The following is a 21393-nucleotide window of genomic DNA, read 5'->3' as shown; positions in this document are numbered from 1 at the left end:
TCACTAATCACTAACCTGCTAATCACTTTATCGTACTATTTTTCAGTTCCAAATTCAGTCTGTTGACGTTCTACTTCATCCAACACTCGTTGGCGTTCTTCTTCTGTCAGTTGCACTTTTCCTTCAGATGATTCTTTGCTCGGGTTTACATTGAGAGTGGACGGTGTTGTCCTTTGTATTTCATAAGTCTGTTCCTCATAGCAGAAAGGAAATTCTGCAGGAACGCTTTCCAGTTCAATTTCAGTAGCTGTCGGAGCTTGAGTGCCCTCAAACTGTACGCGGGCTTTCACCTTTATTTTTCCGGCTTTCCGGGTAGAACGAATCAACACCGGAGCAGAGCCGAACTCCACCGCACGGGGATTAGCGCCAATAGTAGCATCTCCGATGATTTCTCCTTCACCTTCTACCGTGAAAACGATATTCTCTTTTGCCAGACGGCGCACATTTCCACTATCATCGGTTACTTCAGCAACTACGACGATAAAGTCGGAGCCATCAGCTATCAGGTTCACTTTTTGAGTATCTACATAAAGACGTAGTTTGCTGGAACGTCGGGAAGGCATTTTCTTTTGAGTGCATACCACTTTTCCGTTGATGATTCCTTCGGCAACCATGTTCACTTTTTGCCAGTTTTTTTGAGTATAGCTATATCCGCGTGCTTCCCAAAAGTCCCAGACATTCTCGAATATAACGGGAGCATTCGGCATGTGCCCTTTGGCATGAACCACCGGTTTCGTCCAGGTTTTCGTTCCATCATAAATAGAAAGACGGACTGAATCACAGTTTGTGAATACAACTACGTCCTTATCGGAGAACTGTGACATTTCATGAGCAATGAATATCATCGGGCCACATTCTGCCAATGGGTGTTGAAGGCTGGCCGGCGACTGGCTGCGAAATACTTCATACGCATATTTCTTCTGACGGAAAGCATCATAAATACCACCCCAATAAGGATCCGGATGGTAACCACGCTGATGATCGAACGGATGCCATTGAGCGCCACCGATAAACAAACCGGTCGTGCGGTACATCTCGTCATAGCTCTTTGCCAAGGACATAGCCTGTACCAGTAACGGGCGTTCTCCCCAACTGCGGCTGGCACGGTTATTATTGTTGTGAGCATACCAGTCGTCTACATTCTCCCCGAATTCACGGGTAAAGATACATTGCTTTGGCTTGTCTTCTTTTTCATCATCACCCGGCCAGCCATAAACAACGTCATAATGCTCTTTCACTCCGGCCGAATGGACATCGGCAGCCGCTACTGGACGTCCCGGATAGGGATATTCTTCTTTGGTAATCTCAAGAGCTTTCAAGGCAAAATCGAGCGGATAGCGGGTTTCATTCAAGATGGGTTCCCACATCAATACAGAAGGGTGATTACGGTCACGACGAATCATTTCGCGGGTATTCTGATGAACCAACTCTCCGAATTTCGGGTCTTTGTTCCAGTACTGCCATCCCGGAGTAGCGACAATCACGAACAGACCGAGCTCGTCACAGGCATCCATAAAGGCAGGGTCTTGGGGATAATGGGCTACCCTAATAATGGTGCATCCGACATCACGCAGACGTTTGGCGTCACGCCATTGCTGTGAGTTCGGCAAAGCATTGCCTACGTATGCAAAATCCTGATGGCGATTGGCTCCTACCAGTTGTCCGAAAGGTTTGCCATTCAGCCAGAATCCGTCTTTACCACGGAATTCTGCCAGACGAATACCGACACGGGTAATGCCTCCGTCAATGGATTTATTTCCTTTTTTAATACGTGATTGTACCCTATATAAATAAGGTGTATCCGGTGACCAAAGAGTAGGATTCTTTACTTCCATCTGTTGACGGATGGATTTCTTCTCTCCCGGCTTTAAAGAAAGTTTTCCTGAACTGCGTTTGATTACTTTTCCATCCGCATCTGTCAAAGTCGTTTCTACAGTGACTGACTCGGAACGGGCGTCGTCATTCTGAACTTCGGTGTTTACATATACCTGCGCACTCTTTTCACTGATCTTATCAAAATGAACGAATACACCTCCACCGCCAACGATTTGTGAATCAATAGCGTCAGTAATAGCTACCGGAGATTTGGCAATCATCCATACATCACGGTAAATGCCACCATGATAAGCAAAGTCTAATGTATATTGACGTTTTCCGGGAGGATAGGATTTGTCATCACTGTTGTCCGTGAAAACAGCGAGCAGACAGGAGTCTCCGGCTTGTACGCCATTGGCGGTCAAGTCTAAAGTAAAAGGCAGATAACCTCCCAGATGTTCCTGGATGCGTTTACCATTCAGATAAAGAATCTGTTTGCCCATAGCTGCTTCAAAATGAAGCACTACCCGTTTCCCTTTTGTTTCGGCGGGGAGGACAAAGTGCTTACGGTACCAAGCCGGTCCTTGATAATTGCGGCATCCACTTCCTTCGGCCGGCATCAACTCTACGGTATGAGGGGTGGAAACGACATTCCAGGAACGGTCATCGAAGTTTACCGCTTCTGCTCCCCGGACATCGCCTCTGAAAAAGCGCCATCCCGGATTGAAATTATAGACTTGTCGCCCGCTACCGGGAAGCTGGATGAATCCGGCAACCGATGTCTCGGGACGGTAAGTTTCTGTAGCCTGCCCTTTTTCTATCAAGGAAAATAGCAACAGAAAAGCTGATAAGATGATAAATGGTCTTTTATTCATAATTCTTTATTTATATATTTCATTCGTTAAATGGGAATTTATCGGTTAAAATGGGAATTTTGCAGTTAAATGAGAATTTATCGGTTAGGCTGAAAGCCTTACAATTATATATTTATTGGGATGCCCTGAAAGGGCTTAATTATATAGCGTAGGGCGTTGCCCTACGCTATATAATTAAGCCCTTTCAGGGCACTCCACAAAATTATCATTTTTCCTTTTCAATCATTATAACAATATCCTTTTTTCTACTTTCCGGTAAAACTTTCAAGTCCGTCACTTTTCCGTTTTTGAGAGTGGCTTCTACTGTTGTTTCGCCCGGAGCATGAAGTTTGAAATGTACGTTCCATTCTTTCGGCCATGCCGGGAAAAGGAGTATTTGTTCTCCATTGGTTTGCAATAGCATTTCCTGAAGTCCTATCATGCCGCTACCTCCCCAGTTGTGATCGGGTGTCCAATCATATCCCGGTCCCCAAAATGCGGGGAAACGATGCGGTCCATTCGATAATTTGGCTAAAGATAGTTTCTTTGCTTCTTCGGTCAGGCCTAAACAGGCAGCCCATATATTATCTTGTTTCCATCCGGTATGCGAACGGAACTTGATGGCATCCGGGTCATAAAAGTAGGTATTACGGGCTATATCCAGATCCTCCTTTCCTACTCCATAAATACGCCATGGAAACACTGGATAAAGTTGTGGCGTTTCAACATTATTAATTCGTTCCCAACTTACGGCGGGCGAAATTGTTTGCTTCAAGACCGGAGCAATAGTCGGATTCAACGTATCTTTTATTTCTATGTATCGCAATGGAATCGGAGGTATTGCTTTTAGCATCTCCTCTTTCTCTCCGTATGTTTCTAATACCACTTTCAGGGCGGCGATGGTGCTGCTTGCGTTATTGGTCATTTTATATGTTTCACAAGCAGAACCCGGGAAAAGAATCAGATGTCCGTTGCCATCCAACGCTTTCCGTCCTCGGCGGGAAGCTAGTTGCTGGTAATGTTCGTCGAAGAATGTCAGCGAACTTTCGATCAGAGGTAAATAAGGGGTAATATCAGCATTTGCATAGTTCTTTGTTTCCAATATCATTTGGCAGAATTCAAGAACCGTATCCCATTCATATTCCAGCCAGGCATTATATTCCAATCCTTTGTCGAACCAGTCCGGTCGTTTGAAACCATATTCTGCGGGGTTCGGCAAACCGAAATTTTCGATCTGCTCGCTAAAGCAAGCTCCATCATGTTGCCAATATATACGGCTTCGCAGTTCTGCATTTTTCAACATGCGGTTATAAAAATCAAACTGGGAAGGCATCATATCAAAGTCTCCGCTTTTCAGCATCGGCCAGTATACTAAACGTTGATTCTGTGCAGTCATTGTGCCACCTCCCCATTTCCGGTAGTCGGGAGTGAAAGATTGTTTTTCATCGACATGGCAAGGATCAAAGGTAAATAGTCCGCCATTGAATTTAGTCGGTACGCTGCCATAAGCATTACATCCTAGCATATAGCGGAAAAGGGTGTAGTTTCTAGTTATTTCTTTTGCTTCCCCTTCTGCTTCGATAAAACTGCGTTGCCAAAAGGAATTCCACCACGAACGGGTCTGTTTTTTATCCTGTATGATAGTCTTCGATGAAACTTTACCTTTGGGGGCTATTCTTTGCAAAGCAGTTTGTAGTCCCTGCTCCCATTCTTCTATTGTTTCTGTCTGGTCTGTATGTAACACAATACAGATATGTTCTTTCCGGGCTGCTTTGGAAGAACGAAACTTCCAGGCACGATAGTCTGTGCCGGCATATACATCATCCGCAGTGCCTGCAAATTCTAAGTTTTCACCCAAAAGAGTTCCTCCGAAAGTCAAGTTTTTCAAAGGATTCATCATTTGAGATTTGACTTCGTTCATTCCTTGTTGAGCTACAACTACATCAAAAACGGTCTGTTCGGGATTGCGATGATAAAACAGAAGTTGGTTCCTTTTTATTGAAGTCCTATTTGTTTCAGCCTTTCCTGTTGAATCAGTAATTTTGTCTAAAGAAATAAAGTCGGACTCCGTCACAGTACCTTTCGGGGGAGCCCATTTGTAGGAACACTGTTGCCCCTCTCCTTTTCTGACAGGTCGTTCCTGATAGCGCCAATTTTCATAAAAGACTTCAGTCTGCAACGGTTGTGCATTTGTTACCTCTACATGTATAATCGGATGAAAAACATCTACCCAAAATTGTATCTGTGTGTTTCCTGCCGCGATTTCTACATATCCGTCTTTCAGCTTCAACTCCTGACGAAAATCTTTAGCGTCTTTGAAAGGATTGGGCGACAGGCGGAGACGTACACGCCCTTGTTTTAACTGGCAGTTTTTTTCGTCGAATGTGCCGCTACGGCTCACATAGAACATAACATCACCGTCTTCTACCCATATATTCATCCCGATATCTCCACCGCCACAGGGCATAGATTCAGAAGAATTATGACTGGGAGTATTCCAAATGACATTGGCATGCTGACTCCAAAGAGCCGACACGCCAACAAACAGTATGGTTATAATCAGATAAAATCTCTTCATATATTTTTCATATTTTACCTTGTTTATTTGCGATTACCAATCATCTGAACGAAAAGACCCTAAAGGCAATCCGTCGCAATATACATCTCCTTCCACATAGTTTTCAAAACAATATCGAACAGCTACCGGGTGCGGCACTTTATCGCTTTTCACTAGCATCTTACTACGTTCTATCCATGCTTTGGCCGGGTAAAAAACTTTATCTTCGCCGGCTACCTGAAAGTTTTTCGATTCGAAACAGTTCTTGCCGCTAATCCACATATTGGCACGTTCGAAGCTGACAACTACGGTGTCGTTCTTTATTTCAATGCTTTTATAATAAGGACTTTCGCCATTCACGCCTTCCACTCCATACGTTTTAGTTAAAGCCAAAAGTGCCAGGCGTTCGCCTGCAACCTGTTTCTTTGCGGGATGGATACCTTTTTCCATTCCTGCATCCAATAATACAGCCATACCGCTGTTAGCTACACGATGTTCTACTTTTGCTTGTGCCTCCCGGAGATATGCCGAATTTATCACTTCCTTTCCTTTTTCGGTAATAATCCCGTAATCATACGGAGCTATCTGGCAATAATAGAAAGGAAAATCTCCCTGTTTCCATTCGGCACGCCAACCGTTAATCAATCGGGTAAACATATCAGCATACGTATGGGCACGATTCCAGTTATCTTCACCCTGATACCAAATCACTCCTTTCATGGTCATACCGATTAATGGATGCAACATACCATTATAAAGCACGGTCGGAGTGCGGTTTTTAGATTTTATGTCGGTTTCCGTTTGAGGTATCTTCGCTTCCGGAAAGGCTTTCAGCCAGTCTGCCGTCATCCATGCTTCACAGGCGGAACCACCCCAGGCTGCTACAACTAATCCGACCGGAACATCTAATATTTCATTTACCAGTCTCCCGAAATAATAGGCTGTTGCACTGAAATCACGGACACTAACCGGATTGGCTTCTTTCCAGGAACCGACAACGTCATTCTGCGGAGTAAATGTAGAAGTACGTTTCACCGTAAACAGACGGATTTGCGGATTCTTGCTGTGAAGAATGTCCATATTGGCATTTTCTACCGGTTGGTTTTTGAATCCTTTCATCGGCATTTCCATATTACTTTGTCCAGAACAAAGCCAAAGTTCGCCTATCAGAATATTATTCAGTGTCTTTTTGGTTCCATCATCAAAGGTCACAGTATAAGGACCTCCCGCTTCGGGAGTAGCTACTGTCAGTTTCCATGCCCCATTTTTATCTGCTGTTGCTGCATATTGTTTTCCATTCCAACTAGTGGTCACTGTTACTTTTTTATGAGGAGTCGCTGTCCCCCAAAGGTTTGCATTGGTCTGTTGCTGCATCACCATGCCATCAGAAAAAATAGCCGGTAGCTTTACTTCTGCGTGTGTTGACAGGCAGGCAGCAAGCAGAAAACCTGCCAACATTGTACCTGTTTTAATAATTGAACTTTTCATACTTTAGCTATATTATAATGAATTGGGCACGGATTACATGGATTGCGCTGTTACTTTATGTAATACGATTCTCATAAACCGTGTAATCCGCGTAATCCGTGCCTTAAAAATCTATTTTATTCTGTGGTAGAAAAACTCAAAGGTCCGAGTAATCCTGCCGGAAGCAGCGTTTTCTCTGCCCTGCGATATTTTGCATTAGTCCAAATGCCATCAAACGGCGCTTTTCCTTCATCAGCTCCTGCCAGTGCATTCGCCCATGTATTTGTAACCTCTATTTCAAGCTCATTAATTCCTTTTTTCAAGGCACCTGTAATATCTGCACGATAAGGAGCTGTCCAGATTGTGCCACAATCTACACCATTCACACGAACAGTTGCCAAATTATAAACTGTTCCCAGATTCAGATAAATCTGTTGGTCTTTATTCGGCTTATTTTTCCAGCGAAAAGTGGTTTTGTAGGTCGCTGTCCCCGAATAATAACGTATCTGTTCGTCCGATTCTTGGCTCCAGTCGAAGAGTTCTTTTCGTGTGAGCGTTTTTTTGTTAGCTACAAAAGTTATAGTATATTCCTTTGCTTCCAACGCTATGTTTAAAGGCGCTTTGGCTGTATCTTTTTTCTCCTTTTGCAGTTGGAGAGAGGATTCTCCATAGCCTTCATGTACTCCCTCCGCAGGATATACGATGAATGCGGACTCGTTAGGAGCCAATGTGAGAGTAACTTCCGTCCGGTTTCCGTTGATATGATAGGAAGGATGAATATTCATCTCACCCGTCACCGGATTCCAACATTCCGGTTTTTTACCGTTAATACGCATACTTGCAGTAAACGTGCGTGTTTCGTCCTTTTGGTTGGCGACGAAATAGAGTTCACCAAGTTCGCCACGACGATGCGTCCAGGCAATATCTTCCGGCACAATCATGTCGCGTTCCAAGCCATACACGGAAAAATCTTCTTCTGTATATGGTAAAGAAGGAACCAAAATGCCAGCTTCTTTTAGTTCATTGATTTTCTTCTGCACTTCCGATGACAACACAGGTTCGGGATTCATAGGACGCGAAAGAGGTAGTACCAACACTTTATAACTTGCTCCACCTGGCAACGTTATTCGTCCGTTTTCTGCTTTCGCCAAACGAAGGATTGCATCTTTATTAAAACTATCGTATGCATATCCACGAAGCGGATTCACCCATTTCTCCGGATCAGCCATGTTAGCTGAATGGGTAACACCTACCGGACGTACACGTAAAGGCTGTCCCTCATTGGCCAGACGGATGCGTTCACTTTCCACTCGTTCCGCACCGAAGATTCCCGGCAGAGAGGGAACCAATCGTTCCGGTAATATCGAACGCCTCGGCACTTCTTCACCTGTAAAGACTGCGATGTCTGTTACCGGATGCCCATATTGCAACAACGACTGGCAACGGGTAGCATATTCGGAAAAGGCTTTTGCCCCTTTATCCCACCAGGTCTGATCCCGTTGGAAGAAAAGTCCGATGCCATCCAATGTCATGCCGGGCTTGCGGTCCAGCCAGGGATTATGTACATATACATGGTAGAAAAGGCGGTTGATTCCTAATGCATAATTACGATCCAACAAGGCTTTCAACATTCCGGGGTATTCATCCCACGTGCCACGCACTTCGGTGAATCCTTCAGCCTGAATAATATTCTTTCCGTAGATATGTGCTCCGCTAATAGCATCGAGCATATCATTCGGTTTGTCATGTGTGGGACTGTTCAACCAAAATTCACCCATCGGAAGATCTACTTTTTGATAATGTAGTAGACCATCGCTTACCATCGTCGGAGCTACACATTCTGCCGAGAACTGGCAATCATATTCTTTTGCACAGTCCGCCAATACCTGATAGAACACATCTACGACGAGTTCTGATATGGTAGTACGTACGTCTCGCAGAATCTTTTCACTTTGTTCGACACTTTCCATCGGAATACCTGCCAATAGAGGTAGATAAGGCATCAAATCGTAGCCACGACGTTTCTGAAATTCAATAGCGAAACGTTTATTCCAGTTTTGGCTGCCACATTCCCAACTGTCGACATGCATATATTTCAGTACACGACGAGCTATTTCGGGATTGGTCTTTACAAATGCCTGCGCATACCAGTTATCGAATTGCTTCCGTACCGTTTTCGGGTTAAACTTATCACATTCCAATCCTTTTCCACCTCCCGCTGTCGCATTGGTATGCCCGGTAGCTGTATGTCCCATGCGAAGTAATTTCCATTTTCCTTTGGGGAGAGTGGCGGTCAATGTTTTTCCATTCGAATGACCGGTATATTGCTTTGTTAGATTGATGACTTGTGAAAGTGAATAGCAATCCTGTTTCCCGACTTCCTCTTCTTTAGTCGCTTGAGCAACACGCCATACCAGTCCGGCTTTTCCTTCCCATTGGTTCAGACGGGCTTCCCGGTGCAGGCGTAATTCTTTTATTTTCAGATTGGGCTTCCATTTGGCAGCATCCATATCTTCACTTCCCGGTTCGCTCCCTTCAGGAGTCCAGTAGAAACGGAAGAAACGGGCGGTAGTTGGAGGAATACTATGAGTTGAATTCTCATCCGTATTCTGCCATCCCTGACGGGCAGGGACCAACTGCTTAACCAAACGATAATTCACTCCATCATCACTGGCCATTACTTTCAAGCGGTGTGCCTGATAATTATTACCATTTAAAACGATTTCGATGTTCCGGCAAGTGAAGGGTTGTTCGTATTCATACTGGATATAACAAGGATATGAAGAACGGATCACTCCCGCCGCATCCATATTCACTGTTTGAGCAGCTTTTACGTTTCCTGTCGTAGCTAGGTTGACACAGGTGATTTTTGCCTGCATCTCATCCGCTGCGTCTTCTACCGGCAAAGCGAATAATGCAATATCTTCATAATAGTTTTCATAGGCTTTCGGTTGTGGCAAGCGAATAGCCATCAGCTTTCCTCCGTTTACAATCGTATCGCTCCAAACCACTTTTTGCATAGATTCTTCAGGAGTAATCCAAGGGCCTCCCGCCAATGCGAAACCATCACAGATGTGCATTCCCAATTTCAGTCCCAAACGATCTGCTTCTTCCATGCTGAAACGCACCATCTCCCACCATTCGGGAGTTAGCTGCTGCGCCTTGCCATCGTATTGGGCGCCTTCATGAATACCTTTAATCGGCATCAGATAAGTACCTCCTAATCCGGCACGTTTCATTGCCTCCAAATCGGCTGTAATCCCTTCTTTAGACACGGCACCATACATCCAATACCAAAAAGTCCAGGGTTTTGCTTCATCGGAAGGACTTAAGAATTGATCGCGAAGCGAGCGTGTTTGCTGTGCATCGGCAGGGCATACGGCTGTCCATGCTAATAGAGAAAGTGCAAATATTCGTTGTTTCAGTCGGCTTTTCATTCCAGTCTATATTTTTACTTATAGATAAGACGAAAAACATTCTGTTTTGTACTCACTGTATTTTCCTGACTCAAATTAAATTAAGCTATTTAATTTGTCTGATAGAATTGAAACGATAGTTTATCTATCTCTTCTGTAATAGTTCTTCAAACACTTCAAATACCCTTGAATATGAAGTGTGCGGATTGTTTATATCAATGGAGATATTTCTTTTATTCTTTTTTCGCGTGCCATACTTATCGTTTTTTAGGAATAAAAATACCGCCCAGTGTTGGTTTGGCGCCAAATTTCCCTGCATTATATGCATTGAGAAACGAAACGCCATTGCGGATATTGAAGTCATCAAGTGAAAACAGGTCTGTTGAACCATCATCCTTTTTTTCTGTAAACCAGACTACATCTTTACGTAAATCCTCGGTGTCTAATGATTGGAGATTATGCGTACTGAAAATCAGCTGCGAATAAGTCGAATTAACCAAAAATAAGTTGATGAAATGGGCAAATAAATCCGGATGCAGCGAATTCTCAAGTTCATCAACAGGTATGATAGCATTTCTTTCAAGCAATATATTCAGAATAGTTCCCAAACCATAATAGCGCACTGTTCCTGCTGATTCAAGTATATCAGGCAGGTAATGAACAGAAGATGTTCCATTGGCTACAATCGTATGTTCAAATATCAAATCCGTATCTTTTTTATTTTTCTCATTTTGTTGAACATCAAAACCGGATATATTAAAATCTGCACGGTGCAGTAAATCTAATAAAAAGGATTTATTCTCCTTCTCTGCTTCCATTTCTCCTGTTGTCCATGTTTTCAAATCCGTTTGGGGCAAGAGTATAGGCAACCACTGCTTCAAGAAATAGTTATAGACACGTTCTAATTCAGGAAACATAAAGTTAGCTGTAGCATAAGCTGAAACAACACTCATATTACTAAGCGTATTTACCTGCAACTTTTCCTGCTCGGCCACATTGAGTTTGACTTTGCTTCCTAATCGGATATGAGTGATTCCATTAATGGTCTCTCGGGAGAAAATTTCGGCTGGTTGCTTACCAGGATAATATTTAAGTGTTTCTTTTAGGACAGCACTATTATCTACTTCAAGATAATAGAGATGCTTCATATTGTTTACAAAAAAAGTCAATTCAAATACTCCACATTCTTTCTTTGTCGTATCATCCAAGAGAAACGGAGTAAACCCGATAGGCTGCATCTTGTTTATCTTAGGCGAAATGGCTATTTTTCGTATGAAATCAAGTGCTAGCAATACGTTAGTCTTTCCTGAAGCATTAGCTCCATAGAGGATACCGAGTTTTAATACTTTCGTATCGTTGATAGTGGTACAGTAATATTCTTCTGAAATCTTATCTGCAGAGGCTTCAAAACTTAATATCTGCCAATCCTTAGCTGATCTGAAATTTCTAAATTTAAACTCTAAAATCATACTCCAATATATTAAAAATGCGACTATTTTGCAAATATAGCATTTTAAGCTATTTATTCCACATTTTAATCTATTCTTTTTTAGCTATAAAAAAAGGTGCACCTCCTTTCCTACTCTTGGAAGAAGGTGCACCACACAAACAAAACAAACAATAGACGACCTTCACAGGCGGTATTTCATATATAACTCAACTAATTATAACTCAATTTCATTTTTAACGTAAATTCTCTCCCTGTATTCAGACGGAGTCATACCGGTATGTTCACGAAAGAATCTTGTCATAACAGAGTTCGACTGGAAGTTCGTGCGTGAGGCCACTTCTTTTATTTCAAGGTCAGAATCCCGTAAAAGAGCCTTTATTTCAAGAAGGGAGTAATCTATAATCCAGTCTTTTGCCGAACGACCGCTCATATCTGTAATTACCATTGTAAGATGCTTGGCGGACACACACATCTTTTTCGCATAAAACGCAACATCCCGACTTACGGTATGAAATTCGATCACCAAACAAAAAAAGTCGAATAAAAGTTTTTCCTTACGGGTGTATTTTACTAATTCGGCAGCTTTCGGATTTCTTTTATAAGCCACATATATATCCCAGTAGAAAACACGTAATAACTGCATGATAGACTCCCGTCTGAATAAGTTGCGGGGTAAGTTGATACGAAAAATCAAAATATTGCAAAAGTGAATGAAACGTTGGCACTCTTCATCGTATAGCGGAGTACTGAAATTTTTCCGCATATAGAAAAAGAAATCAAGCGTAGGTATACATATCCCGCTTATTGTATCCATAAACAGGCTTTTGGGTACTTTTAGAAACGTCATTGAAAAGTCACTGCTAATCTCCGTGACAGAAGCCAGCTGAAAAGGGAAAATGACTACCAGATCATTGGAAACAATCCGTCGTTTATTACCAAAAACATTGAATAACGCACTTCCTCCCGTGCATATCCCATTTATCCCTTCTTCAAGATACATAGGATTTTCATCAAGAGGTAAATCGTCTATTTTAGTATAGACGTTAAACTCTTCTGTTTCCAATATATTATCGAATACTTTATCCTGCTTATATGGTTGGTTCTTTTCCATGGACTGCTATTTATCAATTATGTTGTTTGCCGTTATTTTTATCATACGGATGTCAGTCGTGCCATTTCGATTGAGCAAACTGTACCACCAAAGATATGGGAAAGATGTATAAAAAACTTTCTTTATCTTTCATCAAAATCATCAGTGCCAGGAAATATTCACCTTCATTAATATCAGGAACTGTCATATAAATCTTATCGTCCGAATATTTATGGATATCGCCACATTCTATCAACATTCTGTCATTGACGGAAGAGACAAGATATAGATTGGTACTTTCCCATGTCAACATATCCAGATTGTGACCGGTGATAACAATGGGAGCTTCCGGTGTAATGTTCCCATTACGCCTTTCATTTGAAGGATCATATATTTCTTTGATGACAGGAAACGGCGCTCCTTCAATCATTAATATTTCGGCTTTTATCGTTTTCATTTGATTGATCAGTTATTTTGTATCTTTTGTAAATGAATGAGCAAACTTATATTTCTATTCTATGGAATATCCCGGATGCAACGGAGATAATAGGAGCTTGCCTTGAGATCTCTGGCAGACTTATATTTCACTCTTGTCGCATCAGGATAAATTGTCATTGACCATGCTTGAGAAGAAGTTGTATTTTCCGTCGCTAACCAATAGGTGGTTGGTTTTATGTCAGATAAGGCAAATGCTTTACAATCGGTACCTTGGGTAGCTGTGGCCTCTAATTCCTTATAATAAATCATAATCAGGCTTCCTTCACGCAGTGTAGGTATCCGCCATGTTCCCGGAGCGTCCTGACCGTCTTTCCCCCGATACATTGCGCATCCCTTGGGAACAGCAATATTCTTCTCCGTACTATAACTATTACTGTTTGCCGTAGCAAGATAGCCATTTGCCGTAGCCCAATTCATTGTTTGCGTTCCACTGTCTTTTCCCTCGCTATCATTGCCATCGCTATATACGATATCCGGAGAGACTATAAAAAATGCAGATACAGTCTTATTGATTTTGCCTGCCTCAGACATGCTATCTATATGCCGGATAATCCTGTCTGTATAAACAGGGTTGCCCTCACTATCGGTAATAGGATTCGTATTTTGACCAGTCGAGGTGTACTCGTATAATTGAATGTTGTTATAAAAGACAGCACTTTTATCTCTGATCCTTTGTTTAGGCAAATCTTTCGAATTAATAGCCGCATACTTGTTTCCTCTTAAATCTTCATAGACTTCTATTGTCTGGGAATATCCCTTTAGCAAGATAAAAAGGGATGCGAAGATTATGACAGTTATTCTTTTCATTTTATTCTTTATATTTTCATTTTATCATTAATAAGTAACGGAAGGGAGAGGGATGTCTCTTACACACCTTGCACCACCCTCAGTCTTATAGTAAGAGTTAAGCCCGTAATACCACCTTTTGGCAGAAGTACCTCCATCTTCTGTAATTGTTTGCCCGCTGCTGGCATCTAATAGACTGCCGATATAGAGGCCAATCAGTTGATTGGATGCCGGTAAATACCATTTTAACTCCTCCCCTTCTATTCGTCCGTTTCCATCTTCATCCCGGTTCTTATCATAGCAAGCCCTTGCACTAAACGTACTAGCCGGGTGTTGATATTGATATAGCAATATATGTCCGGAAGCATCTTTCTGCGGGACAGGTATATTACCACTCCAAGTAAGGTTCTTTATATTCTCGGCCAGGTTTACCGTCGCGTTTTTTCCATAATACACGTCATCCGTCCCGTATGAATGAGCAGCTGTCACAATCCCATCGTAACCATATTCCACTTTACCCGATGATACGTCATACTGGTATACACTACGTTGCGGTCTGTCATGCACCAATCCCATTGTATAGTTTCCGTCAGTGTCTCTTTCTCCTCCAAAACACCCGGCATATACTGCCGGGCGCTGGTCCAGTCTGAATATATGGAAAGTTTGCAATGTTTCTCCTTCACCCTCTGGCATAGTAGTTACTTTAATGTATAAAGAACGCTTTCCTAATTTATCGGATTCACCCGGGTCAACCAGTTTGCCGTCATCATCATAAATGTATTCCTTATTATAGAGATAAAACTTCACCTGAGTGGGAAGTATGGAACTTGCCGTAACACGGGTATCCAATGGCTCTTTAACATTATTGAATGCATCCGTATAGTTGGAAGAGGAAGACAGGAGGAGCCAACTGCTTCCCTTATCGGCTCTCTGCGTACAATCTTCGTCAGTATATATTTCCACTTCCACTTTCCTTCCTTGAGTCTGTATAACTATCGGGCGGACACTATAAGCTGCATCCAGGTCATAAGTGGCACCCGTTTTGTTGTACAGGGTGCTGAATGACGCCCCAGAAGCCTTTACGTTAAGGCTGGAAAAAAATTCCACATACTGGCTGATGGTATATGCCCTGATCCGTTCATCGTTCTTCGCCGAGTTTATCTCTGCGTTTATGGCAGTACGCAAATTATAAAAATGGTTGGGTTCCACATCGAAGTTATTGGTGTTATTATTCCCAACATATATCTGGTAGATCGCGTATTCATTTGTTCCGGTAGTAGGGTATGCCCATGCCTCTATCTGCGTGCCCAGTGGCGGCGCAGCACCTGAAGGCACCTTATTGACCACTTTGTAGTAGCGCTGGCTTTCACTTAGAATAGTTGTAACCGTCCCTTGCCGATTCTGCGCTACATACCATGTTGCCGAGTAATAGCCATTGGAATCGGGCTCACCCAACTGATCCATTTCAAATGTGGCGTATGTATCCGCATCGGTATTTTTTTTAAGATTGGTGAGCCGGATAGTATTGTTCACATTCAGCAATTTCAAACCTTGTAACCGGTAATTTTCCACCTCGAACTTGTAACGTAAGGTAACGCGTGCCATCAACCTCTCGATTTCGATGCCTCCTACAAACCCGGCCGGTTTGTTGTATTCTACCAGACCACGCTTACCACCGTCGATGTCCACCACAGTGACACCTGACACTTCTCCGGCCAGCGGTACTTCATCATCTGCGGTGATAAGCGATTGGGTATGCCCTTCTACATTAATAAGATAGTCAAAACTCCAATTCTTGAGTTCATCAAGAGTGCTCACTCCGCTCATATCATAGTTAAGTTTAGGGCCTAATACCAACAGGTACAAGGTTTGATTCTCTGATACTACGAGGGGGACGTCTATCGTCATCAAATCATTTATGGCTGTTACTGCATCACTCAGTTTATGAGGATTTCCCTTAATGGAACCGTGCTCATCGAATTGGAAAAGCCAAAGGTTGTGTAACTTGGTCGTGCCGTCAGATACCCGGGTAGTTACCTCATGTGGTTCTTGTCCTTGTTCCAAAGCCACTGTAAACGACAACCCGGAATCGTTCCTATCCCTAAAAAGCGACTTAGCGGCGGAATATCCGCTCGTTGATGCAGGCTCTACAGCGGGGGGAATACCGACTTTCAGGCTGACCATAACCACCTTACCGGTAGCGTCACCGGGACCGTACTCTACCAGTTTATCTTTTGCACAGCCCACGAACGCCAGCAACAGCAAGGTGGTGCAGGCTGCCCGGAAATATCTTTTATATTTTGTTCTTAGGTTCATATCGTATATGTTTATTATCAAATTTTCATCCAAGGAGAGGACATCAGTAGCCGTTTTGCGTAATTGACGGACTGCCGAGAGGAACTGTCACTCCGGTATCTTTCGCCAGTAGAATATTAACAGTAAGATTGATAGAACTCGGACTGCTGTTCTCTGGAATTTCTATCGAGACAGAATAACTATACGTATTCGGTTCAGTATTCACTTTAGTACTGAGACACTTTTGGACGCCTCCATAAATAACCTGCAAAAACAGTTTTCCGGCAGGTATGGAGATATCCGTCGGAGTAAGCTGGATACTCACCGTATAAGTACCTCCCGTTTGAGATATATTACCCAGACTACTTAATCCGGTAGTAGCACGTAAATCATATCCGCTTTGCGAGACGGTGAGCAGTATGCTCCTTGTCTGTCCGTCCAAACCGACTCCTTCCACCTTCACTCTGAATGAACGCGGTGAAGCACTTTCTTTACGTTTGACGTATACAGGGATATTTTCCGTATTGCTTCCGTGGGTCGTATGTACGATGGTGCCATCCGATGCGAACGAGAAATCAGTAGGCTCCGCTGTTCCCGCACCTTCTCCCGTGACAAGCGTTGCCGTCCAATAAGGCACATTGGATTTTATACCGAAATAAGCTTTTACACCTTTTTCGGTTCCCTGATAAGTAGGACTGGAGATGGCACCCGCCTCCATCTTGCTTTCCGGTATTTCATTGCGCACGCAGCGAATCATATAGGCACTTTGCCTGTCCTTGCCACTTTGGAAACTTGCACCCGATGAATTACCGGAGAATTCGAATACCGAAGCGTCGTCGTTCCAATACCATCCATTGGAACGGTCCCCCTGAGATACACCGCCCGCGTCTCTATACCGGTTATGCGGGGAAAGCAGCCAATGGAAAGAAGGATAACCGTATGAATTATTCTCGTTATCCGATGCCGCTATCAGGGCTTGGTTTTCATTCGGAGTAGCCATGTGCCACTGCCCGTTATCCACAATGTTTTGAGCCTTGATCTGGGTTTCGGAAAGTCCGGCCAACTTGCAGGGATCTCCCACCCCGGCTTTAACTTGGTCTACGGTGTTATTTGCAGGAATTCCGTCTGTGTTTAGGTAGGGAATATCTGTCCACCCGCTGATGCTTAAGGGATCGTATGAACCGGGATACCAGAGTACATCGTTCAATGCACTGGCATTGGTAGGAGCTATAAAACCCTCACCCGCACTTGTGCCGCTGTGCACGGCTATCAGGCTGCCATATTTGAACAATACATCCTTATATCCCGTCTCCGAATGATATGCTTTCAGTATACCTGAATAAACGCTGACATCATTCCAGATATTCACATTTCTGGATGTATCGGCAACCGCGTCATAATCTGCTGCCTTGTCACTCACTATGACCAGTCCGTCGATAGGTTTCCAGTTGATGGTGATATCATGTTCCTCCATTGCCACTATTTCCGCATATAACCCCATTGCACCCATACCGGTAATGGTGGCGTATATCTGATAATGGTTGTTTCGTGTCAGATTATAGTTTTTGGGAGGCTCTTGACCGATATTCAAGAGGTAAACGCAGTTCAGCACCTGAGAACTTCCGTTTTTAAGTACGCACTGCGCGTCAATCTTAAGGTAGGTTGCCTGAGAAGCATTTTCAGGTTGGGATAGCAAGTGTTCAGGAATATATGTGGCAGGAATTGTTATAAAATCCACTGTGTCAGGAATAGTATAGTTATTATCTTTTATAATATAATCGCCATTTTTGTCAAGCTCGCCTGTTCCTGATATCGTAAGGTCATCCGACCAAATATCTTCCGTATATGCCCGCCCTTCTTCTATAGGAGTGGCGGCCGGCATACGACATACTTTAACAGTGAGCTTGGTTACTTTGAAATCCTCATTCGGATTAGTTATATTTTTAATAGCTGTAAAGCTGATGCGGGATACCATGCGGGTTACGCTAACAGGCAATTCCGTCATTTTAATATTATTAATTGTTACTGTGGCGTTTTTTCCGTCACTGCGGGATTCCACATAGGCACGTGCCACATTTCCATACATGGGCGGAGGAGCAACGATACCTACGGCAGAGAATGTCACTTTTTCTATTTCATTTTCCAGTGTAATAGCAGCGAGCTTTTCGGCAAGCTCCGATGTTTCATTGCAGATGATATAAATGTTGTTATATCCCCGTGCCGCTCTTATAGAAGCGGTGTATGTGCTATCGACATTTATGGAAGCATCAGAAACGTCGTTGTATACCAGCTCGTTCTTGTCATTAAACACAATTGCACGTACGGAATTTATGACTTCATCTTTGTCGGTGGTAGCATTGCGCGTTCCCATTTTAATACTCATCGGTATCTTTTCTCCTTCGTAAATACGTGCGCCTGTTACTTCGTTCTCTTTTGTACAAGAGTAAGTAAACAGGGCAAACATTGTCAAAAGCAGGATATTTGCCGAAAATTTTATGTTGATAGTTATATTCATCCTTAATCGTGCCATAATTCCGTTTCAAAAAACGATTTACATATCTGTTGGTTGGAACCAGTAGGTCCAATTATTGATGGTTATACTTAATGCAATGTAGCCATTCTCTTCCTTATCTCCGATTCGAATGTTGATATCCCATTCGTATCTGCGGTCGAGGTATTCTTGATCGCCCATCATTTTCGGTTTGCTCATCAACAGGTAGTCAATAAGGTTTATAGTTGTTTTTCCTCCGATGTCTATTGTTTTTCCTGACGCTTTTTCGGTGATAGAAAAAGTCGTATCAGCATCCTTAATAAATCTAAGAGTATGGAGGCGGGTTTGTAGGGCGGTCTTACTGTCTTCCTCTTCAACTGAACAAGGATGGTAAATTATATTCTTGCTGCTCTCACCTACATTATTTTTATAGTCATAAAAATTGTTTGCAGTTATTAGTTGTATGTCATATTTTGAAGCATCCACCGGATTATTTCCTCGCGTAATGCCTATCGTTATATCATTAGTATTGCGCACCAAGCTGACATTTTCTGTATTACTGATATTTTCCGAAGAAAACATTAATAGAGGACCGCTATGCCATAATGCATCAAGATGGTTGTTACTTATGTTGTTTTCCGGCTCATATTTCAGCGTTAATTTATTTATTGGATCACCTGTATCCATTGTCGGAAGCTGATAGAATTTATCCGTTTTTCCAGCCCATACAACAGCTGTACAGCCTTTCAAACGATAGGGTATCAGCATACGATAGTCCGGACTTTTTAGCGAATGGCCATTATCAGTAAGTGTCTGTATATATTTTCCTTGCGTATCGAACACGAAAACCTTTACTTCTTCCACCTGTTCGGCGAACCAATCTTCATTTGCCATATTATAGTCATATCGGAATTTTAGAAAGAGGTCACATTGATCAAGGTCGTCATGAAGGACATCGCAACCGGTAATCCCTGCCACTATAAAAGCGGCAAGGATTATTTTGTATTTCTTTATGTGTCTTTTAATTCCCATTTATCAATGCAAATCAACACCTTGTGTCCAATAAGTCCATGGATTGATAGTGATTTTTACAGAAATATATGCATCTGCTTCATCATCATCGGTACCCGGAGGTGTAGGATTGTCAGGATCAGACGGATCGGGAATCCACGGTGTTCCGGGGCCGCTCACGCTTTGAAGTTCAAGGTGATACCAGTTGTTACGCACTACTCCGTATCGGCCTAAAGCCATCTTTTCGGTTACATTCTGATCGTGACGGATCAGGACATCGTAATAGCAAACAGATTCATGATAGTAACGCACGGCACAAAAACGTCCGATGATACCAGTTTTCGCAGTAAGTCCGTTCGCTTGAAGGTTTGTAATAAAATTGTCTATAGTGCTTTGATCGGCATCTCCAGCCACGAGCTTTGCTTTCTTTAAGAATATAGGTAAGTCTGTTTTTAGTCCGCCACTAGGAGTGTTTTTATATTCAGTTTTAAGCTGTTCTAATGTATAATAGTTTCCTTTCCAAGAAAAATAGCTACTATTTTCAGTCAAACTATTAGGAGTGTACTGTGCCTTTACTACCACCTTGGTAGTGAATCCTAATTGTTGTGCCTTAGCTTCCATTGTATTTTCAAGACAATACAGACTTGTTCCCTTACTCTGTGCAACAGCAGGCATCTCCTCACTTTCGCTATCTATATTTTTTAGATAATTGAAAGCTGCATCCATATTAGTTTCCATAGTACTATTATCACTAATATCAGGTTGTTCGCTCTTTAAATAGTTCTTATCCCGACGATAAACCGCTCCAGGCGTGGCATTATCGTAAGTGATAAGTTCGCTATACAGTTTCACACTTTTATTGGTAACGCTTAATTCCCAACCGCCAAAAGTAAATTTGGCACCGTCAGGTTTTGTAGAAAAAGGATCCTTAACCGCAAGTTCTACTTTTGCACTCAATCGATCCACAGAGATTTCTGCAGGATGGTCTTTTGCTTCTTTTTTTGCCGCATCTATTTTGTCTTGGGTATATCCATCCGGCTTATGCACCGTTACTCCCATCAATGCTCCTTCTATGCCAGCTCCTTCGCCTGCACTCGCCATCATGAAATTATCATTGGTAGCGATGTTGGCAATAACTGCTTCAATAGCAGTGTTAATTGCAGACCAAGGTTTACCTTTTACAGCATCCGTAGTTAAATTCCACCCTTTGCTCCCGTCGGTGTAAGGATTGATAACCACAAATACTTTTTTTGTTTTCTCTGGTACTAATTTTGCATCGCTAGCTACAGCTTCCGGGGTCCCTGTTCCACCGGATTCTCCTCCGCTATTCCCAACGGTCAAACCATCAAAATCAGCCACATCAAGGCACACATCATCCTCGTCAAATAATAAAACTTTGACGGCCCCTGCTTTACTTTCCCCAGAACTTCCCGGTTTTTCTTCTACATTCACTGCTCTTGAAGTAGCTGTGTGACTTTGCAGCGAAAGCGACAGATACGCTTTGCCATCCAGTTCACCACCCGGAATATTCCCTTCCCGGGCATCTTCACTACTACAGCCGGCAAATATAAAAACTGCCAATGTAGATAATAGAAAACTTCTTGTTTTCATCATTGTTAAATGTTTAAATGTTGTAAATAAAAAGATAATTATAATATATAAA

At 42.7% G+C, this 21393-nt stretch carries 12 protein-coding genes; all 12 read right to left on the bottom strand.

All coding sequences use genetic code 11. The features are described 5' to 3' along the window. Nucleotides 1-35: 35 nt before the first annotated feature. Nucleotides 36-2690 (bottom strand): glycoside hydrolase family 2 protein, encoded by a 2655-nt coding sequence (locus tag KQP79_RS02205; RefSeq protein WP_055235004.1) that lies wholly within the window; start codon nt 2688-2690, stop codon nt 36-38. A gap of 205 nt (nt 2691-2895) precedes the next feature. Continuing rightward, the gene (locus tag KQP79_RS02200) at nt 2896-5247 is read right to left on the bottom strand and encodes a DUF5703 domain-containing protein (protein ID WP_055235006.1); all 2352 of its coding nucleotides are present in this window, start codon (nt 5245-5247) and stop codon (nt 2896-2898) included. Nucleotides 5248-5280: 33 nt separating this feature from the next. Then, nucleotides 5281-6714, bottom strand: a complete 1434-nt coding sequence (locus tag KQP79_RS02195; protein WP_055235007.1) for a sialate O-acetylesterase — start codon at nt 6712-6714, stop codon at nt 5281-5283. Between the two features lie 116 nt (nt 6715-6830). Then, nucleotides 6831-10130 carry a glycosyl hydrolase gene (locus KQP79_RS02190; protein WP_055235009.1) on the bottom strand — a complete coding sequence of 1100 codons (3300 nt, stop codon included), beginning with the start codon at nt 10128-10130 and terminating at the stop codon, nt 6831-6833. A gap of 236 nt (nt 10131-10366) precedes the next feature. After that, entirely contained in the window at nt 10367-11578 is a 1212-nt protein-coding gene (locus KQP79_RS02185) for an AAA family ATPase (protein ID WP_055235011.1), read from the bottom strand. Between the two features lie 195 nt (nt 11579-11773). Next, nucleotides 11774-12670, bottom strand: coding sequence for an AraC family transcriptional regulator (locus KQP79_RS02180; RefSeq protein WP_008640313.1), 897 nt, complete (start codon nt 12668-12670; stop codon nt 11774-11776). 52 nt (nt 12671-12722) lie between these two features. After that, the gene (locus tag KQP79_RS02175) at nt 12723-13106 is read right to left on the bottom strand and encodes a DUF4469 domain-containing protein (protein ID WP_004310750.1); all 384 of its coding nucleotides are present in this window, start codon (nt 13104-13106) and stop codon (nt 12723-12725) included. A gap of 59 nt (nt 13107-13165) precedes the next feature. Further along, nucleotides 13166-13954 (bottom strand): hypothetical protein, encoded by a 789-nt coding sequence (locus KQP79_RS02170; protein ID WP_008022262.1) that lies wholly within the window; start codon nt 13952-13954, stop codon nt 13166-13168. Between the two features lie 27 nt (nt 13955-13981). After that, on the bottom strand, nt 13982-16249 hold the full coding sequence (locus KQP79_RS02165; RefSeq protein WP_008022261.1) for a DUF4906 domain-containing protein: 2268 nt from the start codon (nt 16247-16249) through the stop codon (nt 13982-13984). 43 nt (nt 16250-16292) lie between these two features. Next, nucleotides 16293-18758 carry a fimbrial protein gene (locus tag KQP79_RS02160; RefSeq protein WP_008015971.1) on the bottom strand — a complete coding sequence of 822 codons (2466 nt, stop codon included), beginning with the start codon at nt 18756-18758 and terminating at the stop codon, nt 16293-16295. A gap of 21 nt (nt 18759-18779) precedes the next feature. Continuing rightward, nucleotides 18780-19751 carry a FimB/Mfa2 family fimbrial subunit gene (locus tag KQP79_RS02155; protein ID WP_004314794.1) on the bottom strand — a complete coding sequence of 324 codons (972 nt, stop codon included), beginning with the start codon at nt 19749-19751 and terminating at the stop codon, nt 18780-18782. A 3-nt stretch (nt 19752-19754) separates the two neighbouring features. Further along, the gene (locus KQP79_RS02150) at nt 19755-21341 is read right to left on the bottom strand and encodes an Mfa1 family fimbria major subunit (RefSeq protein ID WP_138343205.1); all 1587 of its coding nucleotides are present in this window, start codon (nt 21339-21341) and stop codon (nt 19755-19757) included. Between the last annotated feature and the right edge of the window lie 52 nt (nt 21342-21393).

It is taken from the genome of Bacteroides sp. DH3716P (assembly GCF_025914115.1).
GTDB lineage: Bacteria > Bacteroidota > Bacteroidia > Bacteroidales > Bacteroidaceae > Bacteroides > Bacteroides ovatus.
Note: the sequence above shows the minus strand (reverse complement) of the source record. Positions and strands in the feature narration are given on the sequence as shown.

What these genes read in the sequence shown, in the direction of transcription:
- KQP79_RS02205 (WP_055235004.1), bottom strand. Translation starts at nt 2,690, where the DNA reads ATGAATAAAAGACCATTTATCATCTTATCAGCTTTTCTGTTGCTATTT.
- KQP79_RS02150 (WP_138343205.1), bottom strand. Translation starts at nt 21,341, where the DNA reads ATGAAAACAAGAAGTTTTCTATTATCTACATTGGCAGTTTTTATATTT.
- KQP79_RS02155 (WP_004314794.1), bottom strand. Translation starts at nt 19,751, where the DNA reads ATGGGAATTAAAAGACACATAAAGAAATACAAAATAATCCTTGCCGCT.
- KQP79_RS02170 (WP_008022262.1), bottom strand. Translation starts at nt 13,954, where the DNA reads ATGAAAAGAATAACTGTCATAATCTTCGCATCCCTTTTTATCTTGCTA.
- KQP79_RS02180 (WP_008640313.1), bottom strand. Translation starts at nt 12,670, where the DNA reads ATGGAAAAGAACCAACCATATAAGCAGGATAAAGTATTCGATAATATA.
- KQP79_RS02190 (WP_055235009.1), bottom strand. Translation starts at nt 10,130, where the DNA reads ATGAAAAGCCGACTGAAACAACGAATATTTGCACTTTCTCTATTAGCA.
- KQP79_RS02165 (WP_008022261.1), bottom strand. Translation starts at nt 16,249, where the DNA reads ATGAACCTAAGAACAAAATATAAAAGATATTTCCGGGCAGCCTGCACC.
- KQP79_RS02160 (WP_008015971.1), bottom strand. Translation starts at nt 18,758, where the DNA reads ATGGCACGATTAAGGATGAATATAACTATCAACATAAAATTTTCGGCA.
- KQP79_RS02200 (WP_055235006.1), bottom strand. Translation starts at nt 5,247, where the DNA reads ATGAAGAGATTTTATCTGATTATAACCATACTGTTTGTTGGCGTGTCG.
- KQP79_RS02175 (WP_004310750.1), bottom strand. Translation starts at nt 13,106, where the DNA reads ATGAAAACGATAAAAGCCGAAATATTAATGATTGAAGGAGCGCCGTTT.
- KQP79_RS02185 (WP_055235011.1), bottom strand. Translation starts at nt 11,578, where the DNA reads ATGATTTTAGAGTTTAAATTTAGAAATTTCAGATCAGCTAAGGATTGG.
- KQP79_RS02195 (WP_055235007.1), bottom strand. Translation starts at nt 6,714, where the DNA reads ATGAAAAGTTCAATTATTAAAACAGGTACAATGTTGGCAGGTTTTCTG.